We start from the raw sequence: 19,808 nt of genomic DNA on the forward strand, positions 1-19,808 counted from the left end.
GTCCTTGAACACGTTTGAAGAACTGCGGAGGACGCGGGCGGGTCTCGTCGATTCAGGAGAGGCCGAGGTCGTTTTTGATGTAGTCCAGGACTTCGCCGGCCGTCGCGGAGGCCAGCCGGTCCGCGCCGTCGTTGTGGTCCGCGGTGCCGTCCGACCCGTTCCACTTCAGGAGAAGGGACTGAAGACGGGTGACGATCCTGAACCGGATCGCGTCGTCCTTCTCCACCCGGGACATGGCCGCTTCCAGCCTGTCGAGTTCGGCCAGCACAGGGGCCACCGTCGCCGTGCCGCCGTTGTGCAGCACTCGATCCTTGACGTATGTGGCGAGCTCGCCGGGCGTCGGGTGGTCGAAGGCGAGGGTGGCGGGGAGCCGGAGGCCGGTGGCAGTGTTCAGCCGGTTGCGGAGCTCGACGGCGGTCAGGGAGTCGAAGCCGAGGGCGCGGAAATGAGAGCCGGGATGGATGGCGTCCGGCTCGTTGTGGCCCAGGACGAGAGCGGAATGGGAACGGATCAGCGCGAGCACGATGTCGTGCTGTCCGGCCGGGTCATGCCCACTGAGGCGGGCACGCAGCGCCGAAGGACCGGCTCCGGCTGTGCGGCGGTTCGGGCGGGTCCGGCGCGCTTCGGAGCTGACCAGGCCCCGGTACAGGGGCGGCAGGGTCGGTGCGCCGGAGCTCGGATCCGGGAGGTCCAGGCGCGCGGGGACGAGGACGGGCTGGTGGCGGGTGACCGCGGCGTCGAAGAGGGACAGCGCCTGTGAGGTGGTGTGCGGCTTGATGCCGAGCCGGGCCAGGCGGGTGTGGTCGGTCCGGTCGAGGTGGCCGGTCATTCCGCTGGCCTCCTCCCACAGTCCCCAGGCCAGGGACACCGCCGGGAGCCCTGCCGCGCGCCGCTGATAGGCGAGCGCATCGAGAAAGGCGTTGGCCGCGGCGTAGTTGCCCTGCCCTGGCGAGCCCACGACGCCGGCGATCGAGGAGAAGAGCACGAACGCTGCCAGGTCCAGATGGCGCGTCAGCTCGTGCAGATGCCGGGCGGCATCGACCTTGGCGGCCAGAACGGTGTCGAGGTGGCGAGGGGTGAGGGAGCCGATGGTGGCATCGTCCACGATCCCCGCCGCGTGAACCACGGCCGTCAGTGGCTGCTCGTCGGGCACCGACTCCAGAAGCCGTGCGGTGGACGCGCGGTCGCCGAGGTCGCATGGGGCGATGGTCACCTGGGCGCCCAGTTCGCTCAGCTCCCGGCGCAGCTCGTCGGCGCCAGGGGCGTCCGGTCCGCGCCGGCTGGCCAGGAGCAGATGGCGGGCCCGGCCGGTGGCGGCCAGGTGGCGGGCGAGGGCCGCGCCCAGCACGCCCGTACCGCCGGTGACCAGTACCGTGCCGGCGGGGTCCCAGTCGGTGGGCAGAGTGAGGACGTTCTTGCCGATATGGCGGCCCTGCTGTAGATGGCGGAAGGCGTGCTCCGCCTGTCGGATGTCCCAACAGGTCGTCGGCAGGGGCGCCAGGACACCGCGGCCGAACAGGTCCAGTACGGTGCGCAGGATCTCCCCGACCCGCTCCGGTCCGGCTTCCATCAGGTCGTATGCCTGATAGCGCAGGCCCGGATGGTCGATGGCCAGCCGCTCTGGATCGCGGATGTCGGTCTTTCCCATTTCCAGGAACCGGCCGCCGTCGCCGACCACCAGGCGCAGGGAGGCGTCGACGAACTCCTGGGACAGGCAGTTCAGGACGACGTCGACCCCCCGCCCCCCGCTGGTGGCCGTGAAGCGCTGCGCGAAGTCCAGGGTGCGCGAGGAGGCGAGGTGGTCGTCCTGAATGCCCTGAGCGCGCAGCACGTGCCACTTGCCCGGGCCGGCGGTGGCGTAGACCTCGGCTCCCAGATGACGTGCGATCTGCGTGGCGGCCATGCCCACTCCGCCCGCGGCGGCATGGATCAGCACCGATTCCCCCGGCCGCAGGCGCGCCAGATCCACCAGGCCGTAATACGCGGTCGCGAAGACGACAGGCACCGACGCGGCCTGGGCGAACGACCACCCGTTGGGCATGCGCGCCAGGGTCGCGCGTTCGACCACGGCGACTGGGCCGAAGGCGGCAGGGAAGACCCCCATGACCCGGTCGCCCGCGACAAGGTCCGTGACTTCGGCACCGACTTCGAGGACAATCCCCGCGCCCTCGCTGCCCAGGCCCGTGTTTCCGGGCATCATGCCCAGCGCGAGCAGCACATCGCGGAAATTCAGCCCCGCCGCACGCACCGCCACCCGTACCTCAGCCGGGCCCAGCGACATCGTGGCGGCTGGGGAGGCCACCGGGGCCAGCCCGTCCAGGCTGCCGGCGCCGGGACACTCCAGCCGCCAGCTCTCCGGTCCCCGCGGCAGCACGAGGCCGTCGTCGGTGGTGGAACCGGCCGACTTCCGTACCAGGCGGGGGGCCAGCATCCGGCCGCCGCGGACCGCCAGTTGTGGTTCCCCGAGGCCGACGGTGGCGGGCAGTGCGGCTCGGGACTCCTCCGATCCGTCCACGTCGACCAGGACGAAGCAGTCCGGATGCTCGGACTGGGCGGAACGCACCAGTCCCCAGGCCGCCGCGCCCGCCAGGTCCGTCACTCCCTCAGCCGGACCGGTTGCCACGGCGCCGGAGGTGACCAGCACCAGGCGGGCACCGGCCAGCCGCTCCTCGGCGAGCCACTGCTGGAGCAGCTCCAGCACCTGCCGGGTCCTGGCTCGTACGGTCTCGGCTCCGTCATCCGTTTGGCAGGTGGCGATGACAACGTCCGGGACGGGGCCGCGCGCCACCAGGGACTGCACCAGGACGCTCAGATCGGCCGGGTCCGCCTGGGCCGCTTGGTCGTCCATGACCTCCAGGCCCGGCCACCGCCCGTCGCCCGCCGCAGCCCTGAGCGCGGGCCTCAGACCAAGGCCGTCGGCTCCGATCACCGCGCACCGCCCCGGAGCCGGTTGCGCCTCAGGCCGCGGTACCTCCGTCCAGTCCAGACCGAGCAGGGCGTCGCGGACGGCGGCCTCGGTGGCATCAGGGGCCTGCAAGGTGTGCCCGGACACCGGGCGCAGCGTCAGCGACTCCACTGATGCCACCGGTCGGCCCGTCTCGTCGGCCATGGTGGCGGCCACGGTGTCGGGCCCGAGCCGTCGCAGGCGTACCCGCAGGGCGGATGGTCCCGCTGCGCGCAGCGACACTCCGCGCCAGGCGAACGGCAGACCCTGGTCGGGTCCTCCCAGCTGCTCCGGCGCTGCTTCGCCGTCAGGCGTCACCAGCCACATGGTCTGGAGCGCCGCGTCGAGGAGCGCGGGGTGCAGCCCGAAACGCGACGCCTCACTGGCCGGCTGATCCGGGAGGCGGACCTCCGCCAGCGTCTCGCCACCGTACCGCCATGCGGCGCGCAGGCCCTGGAACGCGGGCCCGTAGCCGAAGTCCGCCTCGGCGAACCGGTCGTACACCCCGTCGAGGTCCAAGGGTTCCGCCCCCGGGGGCGGCCACACCGCGGCCCATGCCGCCAAGTCGTCATCGATGCCCTCACCGGAGGCCCCGCCGGCGCTGTCGCGAGCGCCCTCACCGTCGGGGGTGGCCGCCGTCAGGGAGCCGTCGGCATGCCGCGTCCACCGATCACCCGGGGAGCCCCCGTCGCCGTCCACGTCCGTCCGGGCATGGATGCTCAGCTCACGGCGGCCTGTCTCGTCGGCGGCGCCCACCGCCACCTGGAGCACCACCTCGCCCTCGGCGGGGATGGTCAGCGGAGTGTGCAGGGTGAGCTCTTCCAGCCCAGCGCATCCGACCTGGTCCCCGGCCCGCAGCGCCAGCTCCACGAACGCCGTGCCGGGCAGCACGACGGTCCCGGCGATGGCGTGGTCGGCCAGCCAAGGATGTGTGCGCGGCGACAGCCGACCCGTGAGCAGGCAGCCGTCGCCATCCGCGAGTTGCACGGCGGCGCAGAGGAGGGGGTGTTCCGCCGCGTCGAGCCCGGCGGTCGTCACATCGCCGCTCGCCACGGGGGTGGGCAGCCAGTAGCGCCGGTGCTGAAAGGCATACGTGGGCAGTTCCGCGTGGCGCGGCGCCGGATGTGGCCGCTCGGCGTAGTGGCGGCCCCAGGCGATGGGCCGGCTGTGGGCGTGGACCGTGGCGAGCGCGGTCAGGACGCTCTGCGTCTCGCACTGGTCCGGATGGAGGAGGGAGACAGCCACGGGGGAGTGGTCGGGGAGATTGCGGTGGACGAGGGCGGTGAGCGTGGCGTCGGGGCCCAGTTCGAGGAAGGTGTTCACGCCACGGGCGCGCAGTCGCTCGACGGCGCTCGCGTAGTGGACGGTGCGGCGCGCCTGGAGAGCCCAGAACTCCGGAGTGCCCGGGTCCGTGCACGGCCCGGACCCGCCTTCCTCAACCCGCTCGGACCCGTGCGCGCTCTCGTCGGCGGCCGACGCGGTGACCAGCGGGGTGTGGGGCCGGTGGTAGGTCAGGCTCTCGGCGGTGCGCTCGATCTCGTCGCACAGGGGGTCCATCTGCGGGGAGTGGAAGGCGCCGCCGACCTGGAGCGAGGTGACCTTCCTGCCCTGTGCGCGGAAGGCGTCGGCGATGTGGTGGACGGTGTCGTGGTCGCCGGTGAGGACGAGGGAACCGGGAGCGTTGACCGCGGCGATGTCGGCCCGGTCCTCCAGGCCGCTGAGCCGGGGGCGCAGCTCGGCCTCGGTGGCTTCGACGGCGACCATGGCGCCGGTGGCGGGAAGGCGCTGCATGGCCAGGGCGCGGGCCGCGACCAACGCCGCGGCGTCGGGGAGGCTGAGGACGCCCGCCAGGTGGGCGGCGGTCAGCTCGCCCAGGGAATGGCCGGCCAGGTAGTCGGGGGCCAGCCCGAACTCCTCGGTGACCAGGCGGTACAGCGCGGTCTGGAGGGCGAACAGGGCCGGCTGGGTGTAGGCGGTCCGGTGCAGCAGCGCCGAAGTCTCGCTCTTCTCGTCGGCGAACAGCACCTCCGTCAGGGGGTGTTCCAGGTACGGGTCGAGATGGGCGCACACCTCGTCGAGGGCACGGGCGAACACCGTGGACGTGCGGTAGAGCTGGTGGCCCATGCCGGAGCGCTGGGTGCCCTGCCCCGAGCATACGAAGGCGATCTTTCCCCGGCCCGTGGCCGAGCCCTGGACGACCTTCCCGCTCGGCTCGCCTGCCGCGAGGTCGTCGAGAGCGCGCCGGAAGTCGTCGGGACCGTTGCCGAGGAGCACCGCCCGGTGCTCGAACACCGCCCTCCCTGTCGCGAGAGAGCGCCCTACGTCGGCGGGGTCGAGATCGGGGCGTTCGGCCACGTATGCGCGCAACCGCCGGGCCTGGGCGCGCAACGCCTCCTCCGATGTCGCGGAGATGGGCCAGGGCAGCGTCAGCGGGTCCGGGAACACGGTCTTCGCGGGAGCCTCCACGGGCGGCGCCTGCTCCAGGATCACATGGGCATTGGTGCCGCTGACGCCGAAGGACGACACACCTGCCCGCCGGGGACGCCCGGTGTCCGGCCACGGCTGGTCGCCGGTCAGCAGCCGGACAGCACCCGCCGACCAGTCCACGTGTGGCGTCGGCTCGGACACATGCAAGGTACGCGGCAACACCCCGTGCCGCAGGGCCAGTACCGTCTTGATGACCCCGGCGACCCCGGCGGCCGACTGGGTGTGCCCGATGTTGGACTTGACCGTACCGAGCCACAGCGCGCGGTCCGCCGGCCGCCCCTGCCCGTATGTGGCGAGCAGGGCCTGGGCCTCGATCGGGTCGCCGAGCGTCGTTCCCGTGCCGTGCGCCTCGACCGCGTCCACGTCGGCTGCGGCCACCCCGGCGGCGGCCAGGGCAGCCCGGATGACACGCTGCTGCGAGGGACCGTTCGGAGCCGTCAGCCCATTGCTGGCACCGTCCTGGTTGACCGCGCTGCCGCGTACGACGGCCAGCACGTGATGGCCGTTGCGCCGCGCGTCCGACAGCCGCTCCACCACCACCATGCCCACACCCTCGCCCCAGCCGGTGCCATCGGCCGTGGTGGAGAACGCCTTGCATCTTCCGTCCGCCGCCAAGCCCCGCTGACGGGAGAACTCGACGAAGTTGAAGGGGCTGGTCATCACGGTGGCACCGCCGGCCAGGGCGAGCGAACACTCGCCTGCCCGCAGCGACTGACATGCCAGATGGAGCGCCACGAGCGACGACGAGCACGCGGTGTCCACGCTGACCGCGGGACCCTCCAGACCGAGCGCGTACGAGATGCGGCCCGAGGCGACGCTGTTGAAACTGCCCGTCAGGGCATAGCCCTCCGACACCTCCGGTGGTGCCTGCCGCAGCTGGGCGGTGAAGTCCTGGGCGTTGCTCCCGGTGAACACCCCGGTCGGGCTGGACTGGAGGTCCTGCGGGTTGATGCCGGCTCGTTCGAGCGCCTCCCAGGACGTTTCGAGAAGCAGCCGCTGCTGGGGGTCCATGGCGGCCGCCTCGCGCGGGCTGATCCCGAAGAACTCGGCGTCGAACTCGCCCGCGTCGTGGAGGAAGGCCCCCTGTCGGCTGTAGGAGGTACCCCGCCGGTCCGGGTCGGGGTCGAAGAGCCTCTTCAGGTCCCAGCCACGGTCGGTCGGGAAGTCCCCGACGGCGTCCCGGTGCGCGGTGATGAAGGTCCACAGGTCCTCGGGGGAGGCGATCCCGCCGGGATAGCGGCAGGCCCAGCCGACGATGGCCACGGGGTCGGCGGTGTCCACCTCGTCGGCGTTCCTCGCGGCGCTCGCCCCGCCGGCCGGGACGCTGCTCGTGGTGGCGGAGGCGGCCGGATCGCCCGGGCCCGGCTCCGTCAACTCCGCCAACAGGTGGGCCGCGAGCTTGGCGGGGGTCGGACGGTCGAAGGCGAGGCTGGACGGCAGACGCAGTCCGGTGGCCGCCACGAGGTGGTTGCGGAGCTCGACGGCCGTGACGGAGGTGAATCCCAGCTCGCGGAACGCGCGATCCGCGGCGATCGCCTCAGAGTTGGAGTGCCCGAGAACGGCCGCCGTGTGGGACCCGATGAGGCCGAGGAGCGTGTCGTAGCGTTCGGCCGGGCTCTGACCGGCGAGGCGGGCCGCAAGGTTCGCGGTGGTGCCGCGAGTGCCGTCGCCGGGTCCTGTGCCGCCGCTGCTGTCCGCGGCCCCGGGGGCGGGGCCGCTTCCCTGGATGTCGCGGGTGTGCGGGGCGGGCGGGAACTTCCCCCAGTCGATATCGGCGACGACCAGCTGGGCGTGGGGCGAGAGGACGGCCTGCTCCAGGGCGGCGAGCGCCAGGTGCGGCGCCATGGGCGGAAACCCGCGCTTGCGGAGGTACGCCTGCGCTGTGTGCGTGCCGGCCAGCCCGTCGCCGCCCCAGTTGCCCCAGGCGATGGAAGTGGCGGCGAGCCCCCGGGCCCGGCGGTGCTCGGCGAGGGCGTCGAGATAGGCATTGGCGGCGGCGTAGTTGGCCTGGCCCGTGGCGCCGAAGGGGGCCGCCACGGACGAGAAGAGTACGAACGCGTCGAGGGAAAGGTCCTGGGTGAGCGCGTGCAGATGATGGGCGGCGTGGGACTTGGGCCCCAGAACGGACGTGAGATGGCGCGGCGTCTGCGCGGTGAGCGTGTTGTCCTCGAGGACACCGGCGGTGTGAACGACCGCGGTGAGAGGACGGGTCGGAGGGATACCCGCGATGAGACCGGCGAGCGCGTCGGGGTCGGCGACGTCGCAGGCGGCGAGGGTGACCGTGGCGCCCAGATCGGTGAGCCGGTCATGGAGCGCGGTGGCCTCGGGGGCGTCGGGCCCCCGGCGGCTCACCAGCAGCAGATGGCAGTCGGGGTGGCGCTCGGCGATCCGCTGTGCGAGGAGGGAGCCAATGGCTCCAGTACCGCCGGTGATGAGGACAGTGCCGGTGGGCGTCCAGTGCCGGGTGTCCTCGGGGGCGGTGGCGACCGTCGAGGTGGCTCGGGCGAGGCGCCGGGTACGCAGACCCGTGGCGCGCAGGGCGAGTTCTTGTTCGCCGTGGCACTTGGTCAGGGCATCAATGAGGTGGCGCAGGCCCCGCTCGGTGAGGTCGGCGGGGAGGTCGATGAGCCCGCCCCACAGATCCGGGTGTTCCAGGGCGGCGGTGCGTCCCAGCCCCCAGACCATGGCCTGGAGAGGATGGCCGAGCTCGTCGGAGGGGGCGGCGGCGACGGCGTCCTGGGTGGCACACCACAAACGCGCCGCGAAATTGTCGCGGTTGATGAGGGCCTGCACCAGGGTGAGGGTGAGGGCGGTGCCGAGCGGCACCTCGGGGTGGTGCGGATGCGGCTCCTCGTCGAGCGCGAGCAGGGAGAGCACACCGGCGACGGCGCGGTCACCACTCGAAGCTTTCGCCATCGCCTGTGCGAGGTGCTGCTCCAGCAGCGGGAGGTCGGTGTGGGCGCCGTCGAGAAGGAGAGGGACGGTGGGCAGCCCATGGCGTGCCAGACCGTCCAGAATGGCGTCGACGTGCGGGTGCTCGGCCTGTCGCGACGGGATCGCGATCAGCCAGCCGCCGAGTGGCAGACGACCCGTGTCGGAGAGAACGACCGGCTTCCAGACCTCCTGGTAGCGCCAGGTATCGGTGACGGCCTGGTCTCGGCGCTCCTTGCGCCAAGCTGACAGGGCCGGCAGGAGCGCGTCCAGCGAGGTGCCCGGTGCGACATCGAGGAGGGTGGCGATGGCGTTGGTGTCCTCGCCTTCGACGGCTTCCCAGAAGCGGGCCGCCGAGATGTCCGTACCGGGCTCGACGCCTTCGGTGGGGGTGTTGAGCCAGTAGCGCTGGTGTTGGAAGGGGTAGGTGGGGAGGTCGGTGTGGTTGTGGTGTTGGTGGGTGGGTTGCCAGGTGATGGGGTGGCCGGTGGTGTGGGCGTGGGCGAGGGAGTGGAGGTGTTGGTGGTGGTCGTCGTGGTTGCGGCGGAGGGTGCTGATGACGGTGACGGGGATGTCGGTGGTGTCGGTGGTGTCCTGGATGGCGGGGGTGAGGGTGGGGTGGGGGCTGATTTCGATGAAGGTGTGGTGTTCTTCCTGGGTGAGGGTGTGGATGGCGTCGGCGAAGCGGACGGGTTGGCGGAGGTTGCGGTACCAGTAGCGGGCGTCGAGTCCGGTGGTGTCCTTCCATTCTCCGTCGACGGTGGAGTGGAAGGGGATGGTCGCGGGCTGGGGTGTGATGCCGTCGAGGAGCCGCAGGAGTTCGGTTTTGATGGTTTCGACGTGGGGGCAGTGGGAGGCGTAGTCGACGGGGATGCGCTTGGCGCGTACGTCGCGGGCATTGAGGTGTTCGACGGCCTGGGTGAGGGCGTCGGCGTCGCCGGAGATGACGGTGGACTGGGGGCTGTTGACGCCTGCCACCCACAGCTGGCCCGGCCAGCGCTGGTGGATCAGTTCGGTGACGTCCTGTTCGGGCAGAGGAACCGCGGCCATGCCGCCCTGTCCGTGGAGGGCGTGGAGGGCTTTGCTGCGCAGAGCGATGATCTTGGCGGCGTCGGGGAGGGTGAGGGCGCCGCTGACGTGGGCTGCGGCGATTTCGCCCTGGGAGTGGCCGATGACGGCGTCGGGGTGGAGTCCGTGGGAGCGCCAGAGGGCGGCCAGGGAGACCATGACCGAGAAGAGGAGGGGTTGGATGATGTCGGCGCGTTGCCAGGCGGGGTCGGTGTCGGGACGGTGGAGGATGTCGGTGAGGGTCCAGTCGGTGTGGGGGGCGAGGGCTTGTTCGCAGTCGTTGATGGACTGGGCGAAGACGGGTGAGGTTTCCAGCAGGCGCAGTCCCATCCCGGCCCACTGACCACCCTGACCCGGAAACACAAACACCACCCGGGCACTGGCCCTGCCCGCCAGACCGGTCACCACCGAAGCATGGGGCTCGCCGGATGCCACCGCCTCCAGACCGGGCAGGAAGTCGGCGCGGTCCTGGCCCAGGACGACGGTGCGATGATCGAAGGCCGACCGGCCCACGGCCAGCGAGTGCCCCACATCGGCCGGATCCAGCTCCGGCTCGGCGCTCACGAACGCGTGCAGCTGTCGTGCCTGAGAGCGCAGCGCCTGCGCGGACTTCGCTGAGATCACCCAGGGCAGAGGCAGTGGCGGGCGGGTGGCCAGAGGGCTGCCGTCCGAGGTGTCGGCGGGCTCCGCGGCGGGTGCTTCTTCGAGGATGACGTGGGCGTTGGTGCCGCTGACGCCGAAGGAGGAGACACCGGCTCGGCGCGGGTGACCGTGGTCCGGCCAGGCGACCGAATCCGTCAACAGCCGCACCGCCCCGGCCGACCAGTCCACGTAGTCGGACGGCCTGTCCACGTGGAGCGTGCGCGGCAGCACACCGCGCCGGATGGCCAGCACCATCTTGATGACTCCGATGACGCCGGCGGCCCACTGGGTGTGTCCGATGTTCGACTTGACCGACCCCAGCCACAACGGCCGGTCACCCGACCGGCCCTGCCCGTACGTCGCCAGGAGCGCCTGCGCCTCGATCGGGTCGCCCAGTTTGGTGCCCGTGCCATGCCCCTCCACCGCGTCGACGTCCGAGGCCGTCAGCCGGGCGTTCGCCAGGGCCGTGCGGATGACACGCTGCTGTGACGGACCGTTGGGCGCCGTCAGGCCGTTGCTCGCCCCGTCCTGGTTGACGGCCGACCCCCGCACCACTGCCAGGACCCGGTGCCGGAGCCGGCGAGCGTCGGAGAGCCGCTCCACGAGCAGCATGCCCGCGCCCTCGCCCCAGCCGGTGCCGTCGGCCCCGGCCGCGTAGGCCTTGCAGCGCCCGTCCGGCGCCAGTCCCCGCTGCCGTGAGAACTCGATGAACATGCCGGGGGTCGACAGCACGGTCGCCCCGCCGGCCAGCGCCAGCGAGCATTCCCCCGACCGCAGCGCCTGGATCGCGAGATGCAGCGCCACCAGGGACGAGGAACACGCCGTGTCCACGGATATCGCGGGCCCCTCCAGGCCCAGGACATAGGAGATCCGCCCCGAGGCGGCGGCGCCGATATTGCCGGTGACCAGATAGCCCTCCAGCTCCGGTGACGCCTGGTGCATGCGGGGGCTGTAGTCGAGCGGAGCCACACCCGCGAACACCCCGGTACGGCTCCCGCGCAACGTCTCCGGGGCGATGCCCGCCCGCTCGATGGCCTCCCACGCGGTCTCCAGCAGCAGTCGCTGCTGAGGATCCATCGCCACCGCCTCGCGCGGGCTGATCCCGAAGAACTCGGCGTCGAACTTGTCGGCATCCCGCAGGAAACCGGCTTCCCGCTGGTAGTACGTGCCGGGCCGGGCGGGGTCCGGGTCGTAGAACTTCTCCGGATCCCAGCCGCGGTCCACCGGAAAGGGGGAGAGCGCGTCGACGCCGTCGGCAAGCAGCTCCCACAGCTCCTCCGGGGTGCGCGCGCCCCCGGGAAACCGGCCGGCCATGCCGATGATGGCGATCGGTTCCTCGTCGGTGATCGCCGCGACCCCCGGGGCCGCCGGACCGCGGCCGTCGGCCGGGCTCGGCTCCGCGCCGGTGTCCTCGGGGGCGAAGAGGAGGGAGTGCAGATGGTCGGCGACCGCGGTGGGCGTCGGGTGATCGAAGGCCAGAGTGAAGGGCAGAAGCAGCCCGGCGGCGTCGCTGAGCCGATTGCGCAGTTGGACCGCGGCTGCCGAGTCGAAGCCGATGGCGCCGAAGTTCTCCTGTCGCGCCACGGTGGGGAGCGCGGCGTCGGCCTCGGCGACGCTCCCGAGGACATGGGCGGCCTCAGCGCGGACCAGGTCGCACAGCCGCCGCTTGCGCTCTGCCACAGAGTACGGAGCCAGTCGGTCCACCAGGGCTGATGTGCCGGGTTCCGCGGTGTCGTCGGGGCCGTCTGGGCCGGCGGACGTATCCGTCGGCAGCTCGACCGGACGGCCGCCGGGCACCGAGAACGCCGGTACGGGATCAATCGGCGCGCCCCGTACGTACAGCTCGGCCAGCGCGGCGCGGAATCCGTGCAGTCCCGGCTGGCCACGGTGCAGTGTCGGCGTGACCACCACACGCTCGCCGCGGACCACCTCCTCCGCGGTGGCCTGCACGCACATGGCCAGCGTCGGATGCGGGCTCACCTCGACGAAGCACCGTTGCCCCGCCCGCAGCACCTCCGTCGTCGCGCTCTCGAACCGGACCGTGGTGGCGACGTTCCGGTGCCAGTAGGACGCGTCGAGTCCTTCGGTGTCCAGGAGCCCCCCGGTGACCGACGAGTAGAACGGCACCCGCGAGGCCCCCGCGACGATCGACGACAGCGAGCCGAGCAGATCATCCCTCAGCACGTCCACCAAGGCCGTGTGCGCGGCGAAGTCGATCGCCACCTCGCGGGCCCGGACGCCGGTGTCGGCGAGGTGGGCCAGCAGTTCTTCGGCGGCTTCCCGATCGCCGCCCACGACCGTCGCCATGGGGCCGTTGACCGCGGCGATCGTCAGCCTGCCCGCCCACCGCCGCAGCAGCGGACGCAACTGCGCTTCGGACTGTGCGACCGCGATCGACGCCCCGCATCCGGAGAGCGCCATCTCGGCGCGGCTGCACTCGATCACCACCCGCGCCGCGTCGGAGAGCGACAGGGCACCGGCCACATGAGCCGCGGCGATCTCTCCGATGCAGTGTCCGACGACGGCCGTCGGCTCGACCCCGTGGGACCGCCACAGCTCGCTCAGCCCGACCATGACGGCGAACAACGCGGGTTGCACCACATCGGTCCGCTCCAGGAGCGGCGCGCCACGAGCACCCCGGAGCACCGCCTCCAGCGACCAGGCGACGTGTGGTTGGAAAGCGTCCGAGCAGTCGTCGATGGCCTGCCGGAAGACGGGGCTGGTCGTCAGCAGATCCGCCGCCATCCTGGGCCACTGGGTGCCCTGGCCGGGAAAGATGAACACCACGCCGTCGCCCGCAGCCGCCGCCGTGCCCCGGACGACACCGGGGGCGTCCTCGCCCCGGGCCAACGCGTCGAGCCCCCGCAGATACCCCTCCCGGTCCGGGGCGAGCACCGCCGCGCGGTGCGCCGACGCCGGACGCGTGTGCGCCAGCGAGTGGCCGATGTCCTCCATCGGGAGCCGAGGGTGGTCGGCGACGTGGTCATGGAGCCGTCGCGCCTGAGCGAGCAGGGCGGCGGTGGTACGCCCGGAGAGGATCCACGGAAGACCGGCGGCCGCGCTCTCGCCCCGAGGCTTGGGCAAGTGAACCATCTCCAAATCCGGCAGAGGCAACAGTCAGGACCAGACGTTCATGGACTTATATGGCAGTCCGGTAGAGGGCCGGTCGGTTCAGACTTGAAAGTGCCTCAACGCCGTGGTGACAGTTGTCTTAGAGCGGAAGTTCGGAAGTCAGCTTGATCTTCTGCATCGGGATCTCCGTCTTGACGCTCTGCACGCCCCTGATGCGTGTCAGATGGTCGAGCTGGAACTTGCGGTAGGCGTCGAGATCCGCTGCCACCACGCGGAGTAGAAAGTCGCAGTCGCCCGCCATCAGGTGGCATTCGACGATCTGGGGCAGCCGCTTCACTTCCTCGGTGAAGTGTTCAACGGTTTCGGCGTCCTGCCCGGTCAGCCAGATCCGGGCGAACACGGTGAGGCCCATGCCGATCTTCGCCGGGTTGAGCAGCGCCACATAGCGCTCGATCACTCCGGCCTCTTCCAGCATCTTCACCCGGCGCAGGCAGGGTGAGGGCGACAGCCCCACCTTCTCTGCCAGTTCGACGTTCTGGATCCTGCCGTTCTCCTGGAGCACCCGGAGAATGCGGCGGTCGATGGCGTCCAGCTCCTTCACGGAGACCTGCCCTTCTTCCTGTTGTGAGGCATCTGAGGCATCAGGTGCCGTTGGCCGGGCGAGCTGTCAGGGCGTGGTGTCCTGGTGGGGCAGGCGGGCGGTGGCCGGGTCGATCGCCTCGGTACGGGCCTCGATGGCCTCGATGACCGACACCATGTCGAGTCGGCCGTTGCCGAGGCCCACGCTCTCGCCGTAGAGGGCGCTGCCCGTTGCCGACCGGACCGCACACCACTGCGCGCCCTCGGTGCGTCCATCGCGGGCGGTGTGGAGGAGACTTCTGTGAGGCATTGGATGCCATGAATTCTGGTATCCATGGCATCTCCTGCTGTGGTGCTGACGTCAGGGGCGGCGGCCCTTCCGGGCTGGGGCGGGACGAGCTGTGGGAGGTGGCCCGCGCGCTTGTGCCGCTTACTTCGGGTCGCGCTTGAACGACGCCGTCGACCAGCGGTAGCCGAGCGCGGCCAGGCCGATGGACCAGGCGACCGCGATCCACCCGTTGTGGCCGATGTCGGTGCCGAGGAGCAGGCCGCGCAGGGTTTCGATGGTGGGTGTGAAGGGCTGGTACTCGGCGATCGGCCGGAACCAGTCAGGCATCGCGCCGATCGGGGTGAAGGCGCTGGAGATGAGCGGGAGGAGGATCAGCGGCATGGCCATATTGCTGGCTGCTTCGGCGTTCGGGCTGGCCATGCCCATGCCGACGGCGATCCAGGTGAGTGCCAGGGCGAACAGCGTGAGCAGCCCGAACGCCGCCAGCCACTCCAGGGCCGTGGCGTCCGTGGACCGGAAGCCGATGGCGACAGCGACGGCGCCGACGAGGATCACGCTGGCGATCGACTGGAAGACACTGCCGACGACGTGCCCGATGAGAATCGAGCCGCGGTGGATCGCCATGGTGCGGAAGCGCGCGATGATGCCTTCGGTCATGTCGATGGAGACGGACACCGCGGCCCCGATGACGGTGCTGCCGATGGTCATCAGCAGGATGCCCGGGACGACGTAGGCGATGTATTCGGAGCGGTCGGCGCTGCCGCCGCCGATGCCCGCGCTCATCGCGTCGCCGAAGATATAGACGAAGAGCAGCAGCATCATGATTGGCGTGAGCAGCAGGTTCAGGGTTCCGGAGGGGTAGCGCCACGCGTGCAGCAGATTGCGGCGCAGCATCGTGTTCGAGTCGCGGGCGGCGAGGGAGAGGGCGCTCATCGGACGTTCTCCTTGGACTGGTTGGGGACGTCGGCCGGGCTGGTGAGGGCGAAGAAGACGTCGTCGAGGTCGGGGGTGTGGACGGTGAGTGCGTCGGCTTCGATGCCGGCGGTGTCGAGCCAGTCGAGGATGGAGCGCAGTTCGCGTTGGCTGCCGTCGCTGGGGATCTGGAGGGCGAGGGATTCGTCGTCGCGAGTGGCCTCGCGGAGCGTGGTGGCGGCGGTCTGGTAGGCGCCGGGGTCGGTGAAGCGGAGGCGGATGTGTCCGCCGGGGATCAGTCGTTTCAGCTCTTCCGCGGTGCCTTCGGCGGCGATGGTGCCGTTGTTGAGGACGGCGATGCGGTTGGCGAGTTCGTCGGCTTCGTCGAGGTATTGGGTGGTGAGGAAGACGGTGACGCCGTCGGTGACGAGTTCGCGGATGATCTGCCACATGTTGTGGCGGGAGCGTGGGTCGAGGCCGGTGGTGGGTTCGTCGAGGAAGATGATCCGTGGGTTGCCGACCAGGGTCATGGCGATGTCGAGGCGGCGTTTCATGCCGCCGGAGTAGGTGGAGGCGGGCTTCTTCGCAGCCTCGACCAGGTCGAACCGCTCCAGGAGTTCGGCGGCGCCCCGCCGTCCCTCGCGCTTGGAGAGGTGGTGGAGGTCTGCCATGAGGAGCATGTTCTCCTCGCCGGTGATCAGGCCGTCGACGGCGGAGAACTGCCCGGTGACACCGATCGCGGCACGCACCCCGTCCGGTGACGTGGCGAGGTCGTGCCCCGCGACCTGCGCCTGTCCGCCGTCGGCTGAGATGAGCGTGGAGAGGATCTTCACGGCGGTGGTCTTGCCGGCGCCGTTGGGCCCGAGCAGCGCGAACACGGACCCGGCCGGGATGTGCAGATCGATGCCGTCGAGGACGGTCTTGTCGCCGTAGGACTTGCGCAGGCCGACGGTGGAGATGGCGGCCGGCGACTGGGGACCATCGCCCCGACTGGATGTGGGCATGACAGAAGAAGGCATGAGGCCCTCCTATTCGAAGGCAGAAGTGACGGGGGGAGTGCGTGAGTTGGCGGGGCCGGTGCTCAGGTATGGGCGCGAACGATGCCGACGTTGCCGTGGGCGGTGGTCGCGTGGACATTCAGGCCAACGGTGGTGACGGCGTCCAGGGAGGCGGAGACTCCGCGGGCGGCGTCGCCCGACACGTCGTCGGCCTGGGTGCACGGTACGACCGTGCCGCGCACGGCTTCGGCGATCCGGATGTCGCCTTTTGGGGTGTTGATCTCCGCGGGGCCGCCGTCCCGGCGGTCGACCGACACGTTGCCGGCGAGGAGAGTGAGGCGGGCGCTCGCGGCCTCGTAGAACTTGACCGAGCCCCTGCGTGCCCTCGAAGGCGAGGTCGCCGAGCCGGCGGGCAGCTGGATGGTCACCTCACATGGATCCGGAGCTGCCGAGGATCCGGTTCTTCGCCGGTGAGGCCTCGATCCACAGGACGCCGTCGCCGTATCGATCGTGGTCTGCTCCACCGCCTTCACGTCGCGGCCCTTCAGGGCGTCCGCGGGCAGGACCTCGACCGTGGTGTCGGCCCGGTCGGCCGCGATGAACCGGACGTGTCTCGCGGGGATGTCGAGGACGGCCGAGACCGCGGCGGTGTCACTCGCAGAACACCTGCACCTTTCCGCCGGGGTCGTCGACATCGACGGTGACCTCGTCGAGGTGCTCGACGAGCTCCTCGAGGTGCTGCGGCTTGAGCTCGGCGAGGTCGATCGGTACCCCTGACTTGTGCAGCTCCGCGTTGACCTTGGTGACCGCCTGGGGAGGGATGAGGCTCGTGAGCCGGACCCCGGCGCGCAGCAGTTGTAGCGGCACCTGGACGTTGATGTGGCCCGGCCCGTCGCCGTAGTCCGCCCAGCTCACCACCACGCGCAGGTACTTGGGCCGGCGCTTGGGGCGGGTCGTGGCTCCCGGCGGCGACTCGGGCTGTTCTCGTTCGAGGGCGTCCATCAGCCGCTCGGCCTCGTCCGTGGTGATCTTTCCCACGGCCAGCATCTCCAGGATCTGGCGGCGCTGCTCGTTCATCGTTGCTCTTCCCCTCGGGCTCATCTGATGCTTACCAGCACGGCTGTTCGGCCCTGGTCGATCTCGAACCGGGTGCCGGGCAGCGCCCACAGCAGTTGCCCGGCGCCGCGCAGCGCGCCCACCGGGCTCACCTGGGTCGCGAGGCATGCGACCACTCCGCCCACCACGGCGAGCAGCAGCAGCGGCGATAACACCAGCGCTACCGGCAGGACCGGGACGTACAGCCGCCGCCAGCGGCCGTCGGGACGGCGACGGCGTACCGTGACCAGCTGCGGGATCATCGGGACCTCTCCAGCTCGGCCAGCGCCTCCTGGGCGCTGATCTCCCCCCGCTGTAGGCGGTCGATGACGTCGGCGCTGGTGGGCGCCGGGTCGGTGTCGACGAAATCGAGGTGCTCGGCGATCCGTCTCAGCCGGGACTTGATCGTCGGGTAGCTCACCCCGAAGATCCGCTCCATCTCCTTGATCGAACCGTGCGACCGTACGAACGCGGCGACGAACACTTGGTCGTCGACGCCGAGCTGTGCCAGCTGCGGCGGCTCGAACTGACCCTCGACCGCGACGCCGCTGCCGACCAGCCGGATCCGCTCGACCACGAACGGCTGCCCCTGCGTCAGGTCCGTCAGTTCCTGCCAGTCCACCCTCGGCTCCCCTGTTCTCGGCGGCATGCTGTTGATTCATTTTTATCTTGAGTTTTTTAAGGCGTCAACGCGTAAAGCTTAATTTCTCTGATCTGAGCTTCAATGGTTCGGCCTGCGAAGTCGTCAGCTTGCGAAGACAGTGCTGGTGAGGGCGACGTAGGCGGCCGTGCCTGTCAGGATGCTCAGCAGGGCGCTGCGGCGCCACAGGTGGAGGCCGACCGTGGCGGTGAGCGCCACCAGTGGGGCCACCGCGCCGGACGCGCTCATCGGCACGTCCCGCAGGCAGTACACGAGCAGGATCACCATGACCCCCGCCGGCATGCGGGTGCTCAGGTACTGGATGGTCCGGCTGGCGTGCAGGGGTGCCAGGAGGGTGAAGGGGAGGGCGCGCAGCGCCCAGGTGACGGCGGCGGAGAGGGCGACCGCCGGGAGGACGTACAGGGGATCAGGCATGTGAGGCCCCCTTGCGCGCGATGGCGTGGCGCGCCAGAAGCGCGGTGGTGAACAGGGCGAAGGCGCCCAACAGCAGCTGACCGGGCAGGACCAGCCGCGCCACCAGTGCGCTCAGCAGCGCCAGGAGGGGGGTGGGCAGATCGCCGCGCCGCTCGCGCACCGCGTCGACGGCCAGCACGGCGAAGAGGGCGGTCATGGCGAAGTCGAGCCCGGTGACACCGTCGGGGATGAGCGAACCGAGCAGGGCGCCGGCGGTGGCCCCACCGACCCAGTACAGGTGCATAAAGCCCTGGAGCCAGATGACGCGCCGCCCGGACCAGGAACGTGCCCGCTCGCCGGTGGTCAGGGCGTAGGCCTCGTCGGTGAGGGCGAAGGTGCTGTAGGCCTTGGCGAGTCCGCCCCGTACACGGTCCAGGGGGAAGGACAGCGCGTAGAAGACGTGGCGGACGTTCACCAGGGAGGCGGTCAGGGCGATCGTCGTCAATGGCGCCGCCGCGCCCAGCAGGCCGACCAGCAGGAACTCGAACGATCCGGCGTAGATCAGGCTGGTGAACACGCTCGCCCACCACCAGTCGAGACCGGACTGGGTCACGCACACTCCGAAGGCGAGCCCCAGGGGCACCAGTCCCAGGCCCACGGAGCCCGAGTCCTTGAGAGCGGACCGGAGGTCGGAGGCGGCACCGGGAGGCGGGGCGGGATGGGGGAGGGTGGAGTGTTCTGCGACAGTCAGTTCTCGCATATGAGAAATGATAGAAGGAAAATCGGGCATTTTGATTGCCAATAGTGGCGTTAGGATCCGATCATGGGCAATCAATCGCAACTAGATGCTGTCGATCGCGCAATTATCTTTCAACTCCAGCAGGATGGTCGGCTGACCAATCTCGAGCTGGCGAAACGGGTCGGCCTGACCCCGGCGCCCTGTCTGCGCCGGGTCAAGCGTCTCGAGGAGGCCGGCGTCATCGTCGGCTATCGGGCGGTCGTCGACCCCGTCGCCCTCGGACGTGGCCTCCAGGTGTGGGTGGAGGTCGAGGTGTACGCCACCGACCAGAAGACCATCGAGACGTTCGAGGACACGGTGGCCGGATACGACGAGGTCGTGGACTTCCACCGGATGTTCGGCCGCCCCGACTACTTCCTCCGCGTGGCCGTTGCCGACCACGCGGCCTACGAGGGTTTTGTGACCGGGAAGCTGACCGGTCTGCCCGGTGTCCAGCGGATCACATCCCACCTCGCCATGAAGAAGATCAAGGCCGAGGCCTGAGGTCCGGCCTCCGGCCCGGCCTACGGCTCGGCCTACGAGGAGCAGGAGGCCGCCACGGGCGTGAACTCCCCGTAGCCGGTGGTGAGGGGCTCTCAGTTGGTCCCGGGCTGGATGAGCTTGAAGAAGAGGCGGGCGCCGGCCCGCTGCGCGGACTGGCGCAGGCGCACCGGGAGCGGACGGGCCGGAGCAGGTGTGGGGGCGCCGGCCAGGCGGGGGAAGAGCGCTTCGGCGTTGGTGCGGTTGACGGCCGAGAGGGTGCCGGGGCCGACGCCGCTGTCGAGGCCGTTGGTGAAGTACTGGCCGGCGGCGGCGGGCGCGAACGGCCAGTCGCTGCCGAACAGGACATGGCCGGGGCGGGCGAAGGCGAACAGCGTGGGCAGGGCGGCGGGACTGGAGGAGAGCGCGGTGTCGAAGTAGAAGCCGCGGAAGTCTCTAGCCGCCGCGCCCGCCGGCGC

Annotated in this window: 11 protein-coding genes and 2 pseudogenes; 1 reads left to right on the forward strand and 12 read right to left on the reverse strand. The window is 70.7% G+C overall.

The window, feature by feature from the left end; genetic code table 11:
- Nucleotides 1-52: 52 nt before the first annotated feature.
- From ACZ4WQ_RS35840 to ACZ4WQ_RS35890, 11 genes and pseudogenes are all read right to left on the reverse strand, one after another.
- Nucleotides 53-13,156, reverse strand: a complete 13,104-nt coding sequence (locus ACZ4WQ_RS35840) for a type I polyketide synthase (RefSeq protein ID WP_468022713.1) — start codon at nt 13,154-13,156, stop codon at nt 53-55.
- 127 nt (nt 13,157-13,283) lie between these two features.
- Nucleotides 13,284-13,745: an Lrp/AsnC family transcriptional regulator gene (locus tag ACZ4WQ_RS35845; protein ID WP_311723895.1), complete on the reverse strand. Its 462-nt coding sequence runs from the start codon at nt 13,743-13,745 to the stop codon at nt 13,284-13,286.
- A gap of 66 nt (nt 13,746-13,811) precedes the next feature.
- Entirely contained in the window at nt 13,812-14,033 is a 222-nt protein-coding gene (locus ACZ4WQ_RS35850) for a hypothetical protein (RefSeq protein ID WP_385343750.1), read from the reverse strand.
- Nucleotides 14,034-14,153: 120 nt separating this feature from the next.
- Nucleotides 14,154-14,945 carry an ABC transporter permease gene (locus tag ACZ4WQ_RS35855; RefSeq protein WP_398377813.1) on the reverse strand — a complete coding sequence of 264 codons (792 nt, stop codon included), beginning with the start codon at nt 14,943-14,945 and terminating at the stop codon, nt 14,154-14,156.
- The gene (locus tag ACZ4WQ_RS35860; RefSeq protein ID WP_468022714.1) at nt 14,942-15,943 is read right to left on the reverse strand and encodes an ATP-binding cassette domain-containing protein; all 1,002 of its coding nucleotides are present in this window, start codon (nt 15,941-15,943) and stop codon (nt 14,942-14,944) included. Before ACZ4WQ_RS35860 ends, ACZ4WQ_RS35855 begins: the two co-directional genes overlap by 4 nt.
- Nucleotides 15,944-16,005: 62 nt before the next feature.
- Nucleotides 16,006-16,617 (reverse strand): annotated as a pseudogene (locus tag ACZ4WQ_RS35865) (DUF4097 family beta strand repeat-containing protein).
- Complete coding sequence (locus tag ACZ4WQ_RS35870) at nt 16,574-16,999, reverse strand: SHOCT-like domain-containing protein (protein ID WP_398374915.1); 426 nt, start codon at nt 16,997-16,999, stop codon at nt 16,574-16,576. Before ACZ4WQ_RS35870 ends, ACZ4WQ_RS35865 begins: the two are co-directional and overlap by 44 nt.
- Before the next feature lie 20 nt (nt 17,000-17,019).
- Nucleotides 17,020-17,280, reverse strand: coding sequence for a hypothetical protein (locus tag ACZ4WQ_RS35875; RefSeq protein WP_311723900.1), 261 nt, complete (start codon nt 17,278-17,280; stop codon nt 17,020-17,022).
- Nucleotides 17,277-17,639, reverse strand: coding sequence for a DUF2089 domain-containing protein (locus tag ACZ4WQ_RS35880; protein ID WP_311723901.1), 363 nt, complete (start codon nt 17,637-17,639; stop codon nt 17,277-17,279). The genes ACZ4WQ_RS35875 and ACZ4WQ_RS35880 overlap by 4 nt, the downstream gene beginning before the upstream one ends.
- Before the next feature lie 123 nt (nt 17,640-17,762).
- Nucleotides 17,763-18,092, reverse strand: a complete 330-nt coding sequence (locus ACZ4WQ_RS35885; protein ID WP_398374917.1) for a branched-chain amino acid transporter permease — start codon at nt 18,090-18,092, stop codon at nt 17,763-17,765.
- Entirely contained in the window at nt 18,085-18,729 is a 645-nt protein-coding gene (locus ACZ4WQ_RS35890; protein WP_398375208.1) for an AzlC family ABC transporter permease, read from the reverse strand. Before ACZ4WQ_RS35890 ends, ACZ4WQ_RS35885 begins: the two co-directional genes overlap by 8 nt.
- A gap of 165 nt (nt 18,730-18,894) precedes the next feature.
- Between ACZ4WQ_RS35890 and ACZ4WQ_RS35895 the strand changes: the two genes are divergently transcribed.
- Nucleotides 18,895-19,353 carry an Lrp/AsnC family transcriptional regulator gene (locus tag ACZ4WQ_RS35895; protein ID WP_311723903.1) on the forward strand — a complete coding sequence of 153 codons (459 nt, stop codon included), beginning with the start codon at nt 18,895-18,897 and terminating at the stop codon, nt 19,351-19,353.
- A gap of 92 nt (nt 19,354-19,445) precedes the next feature.
- On the opposite strand, the pseudogene ACZ4WQ_RS35900 reads toward ACZ4WQ_RS35895, so the two are convergent.
- Nucleotides 19,446-19,784: pseudogene (locus ACZ4WQ_RS35900) on the reverse strand (amidohydrolase family protein); the annotation flags it as partial.
- Between the last annotated feature and the right edge of the window lie 24 nt (nt 19,785-19,808).

This window comes from Streptomyces sp. NPDC028305 (assembly GCF_055569495.1).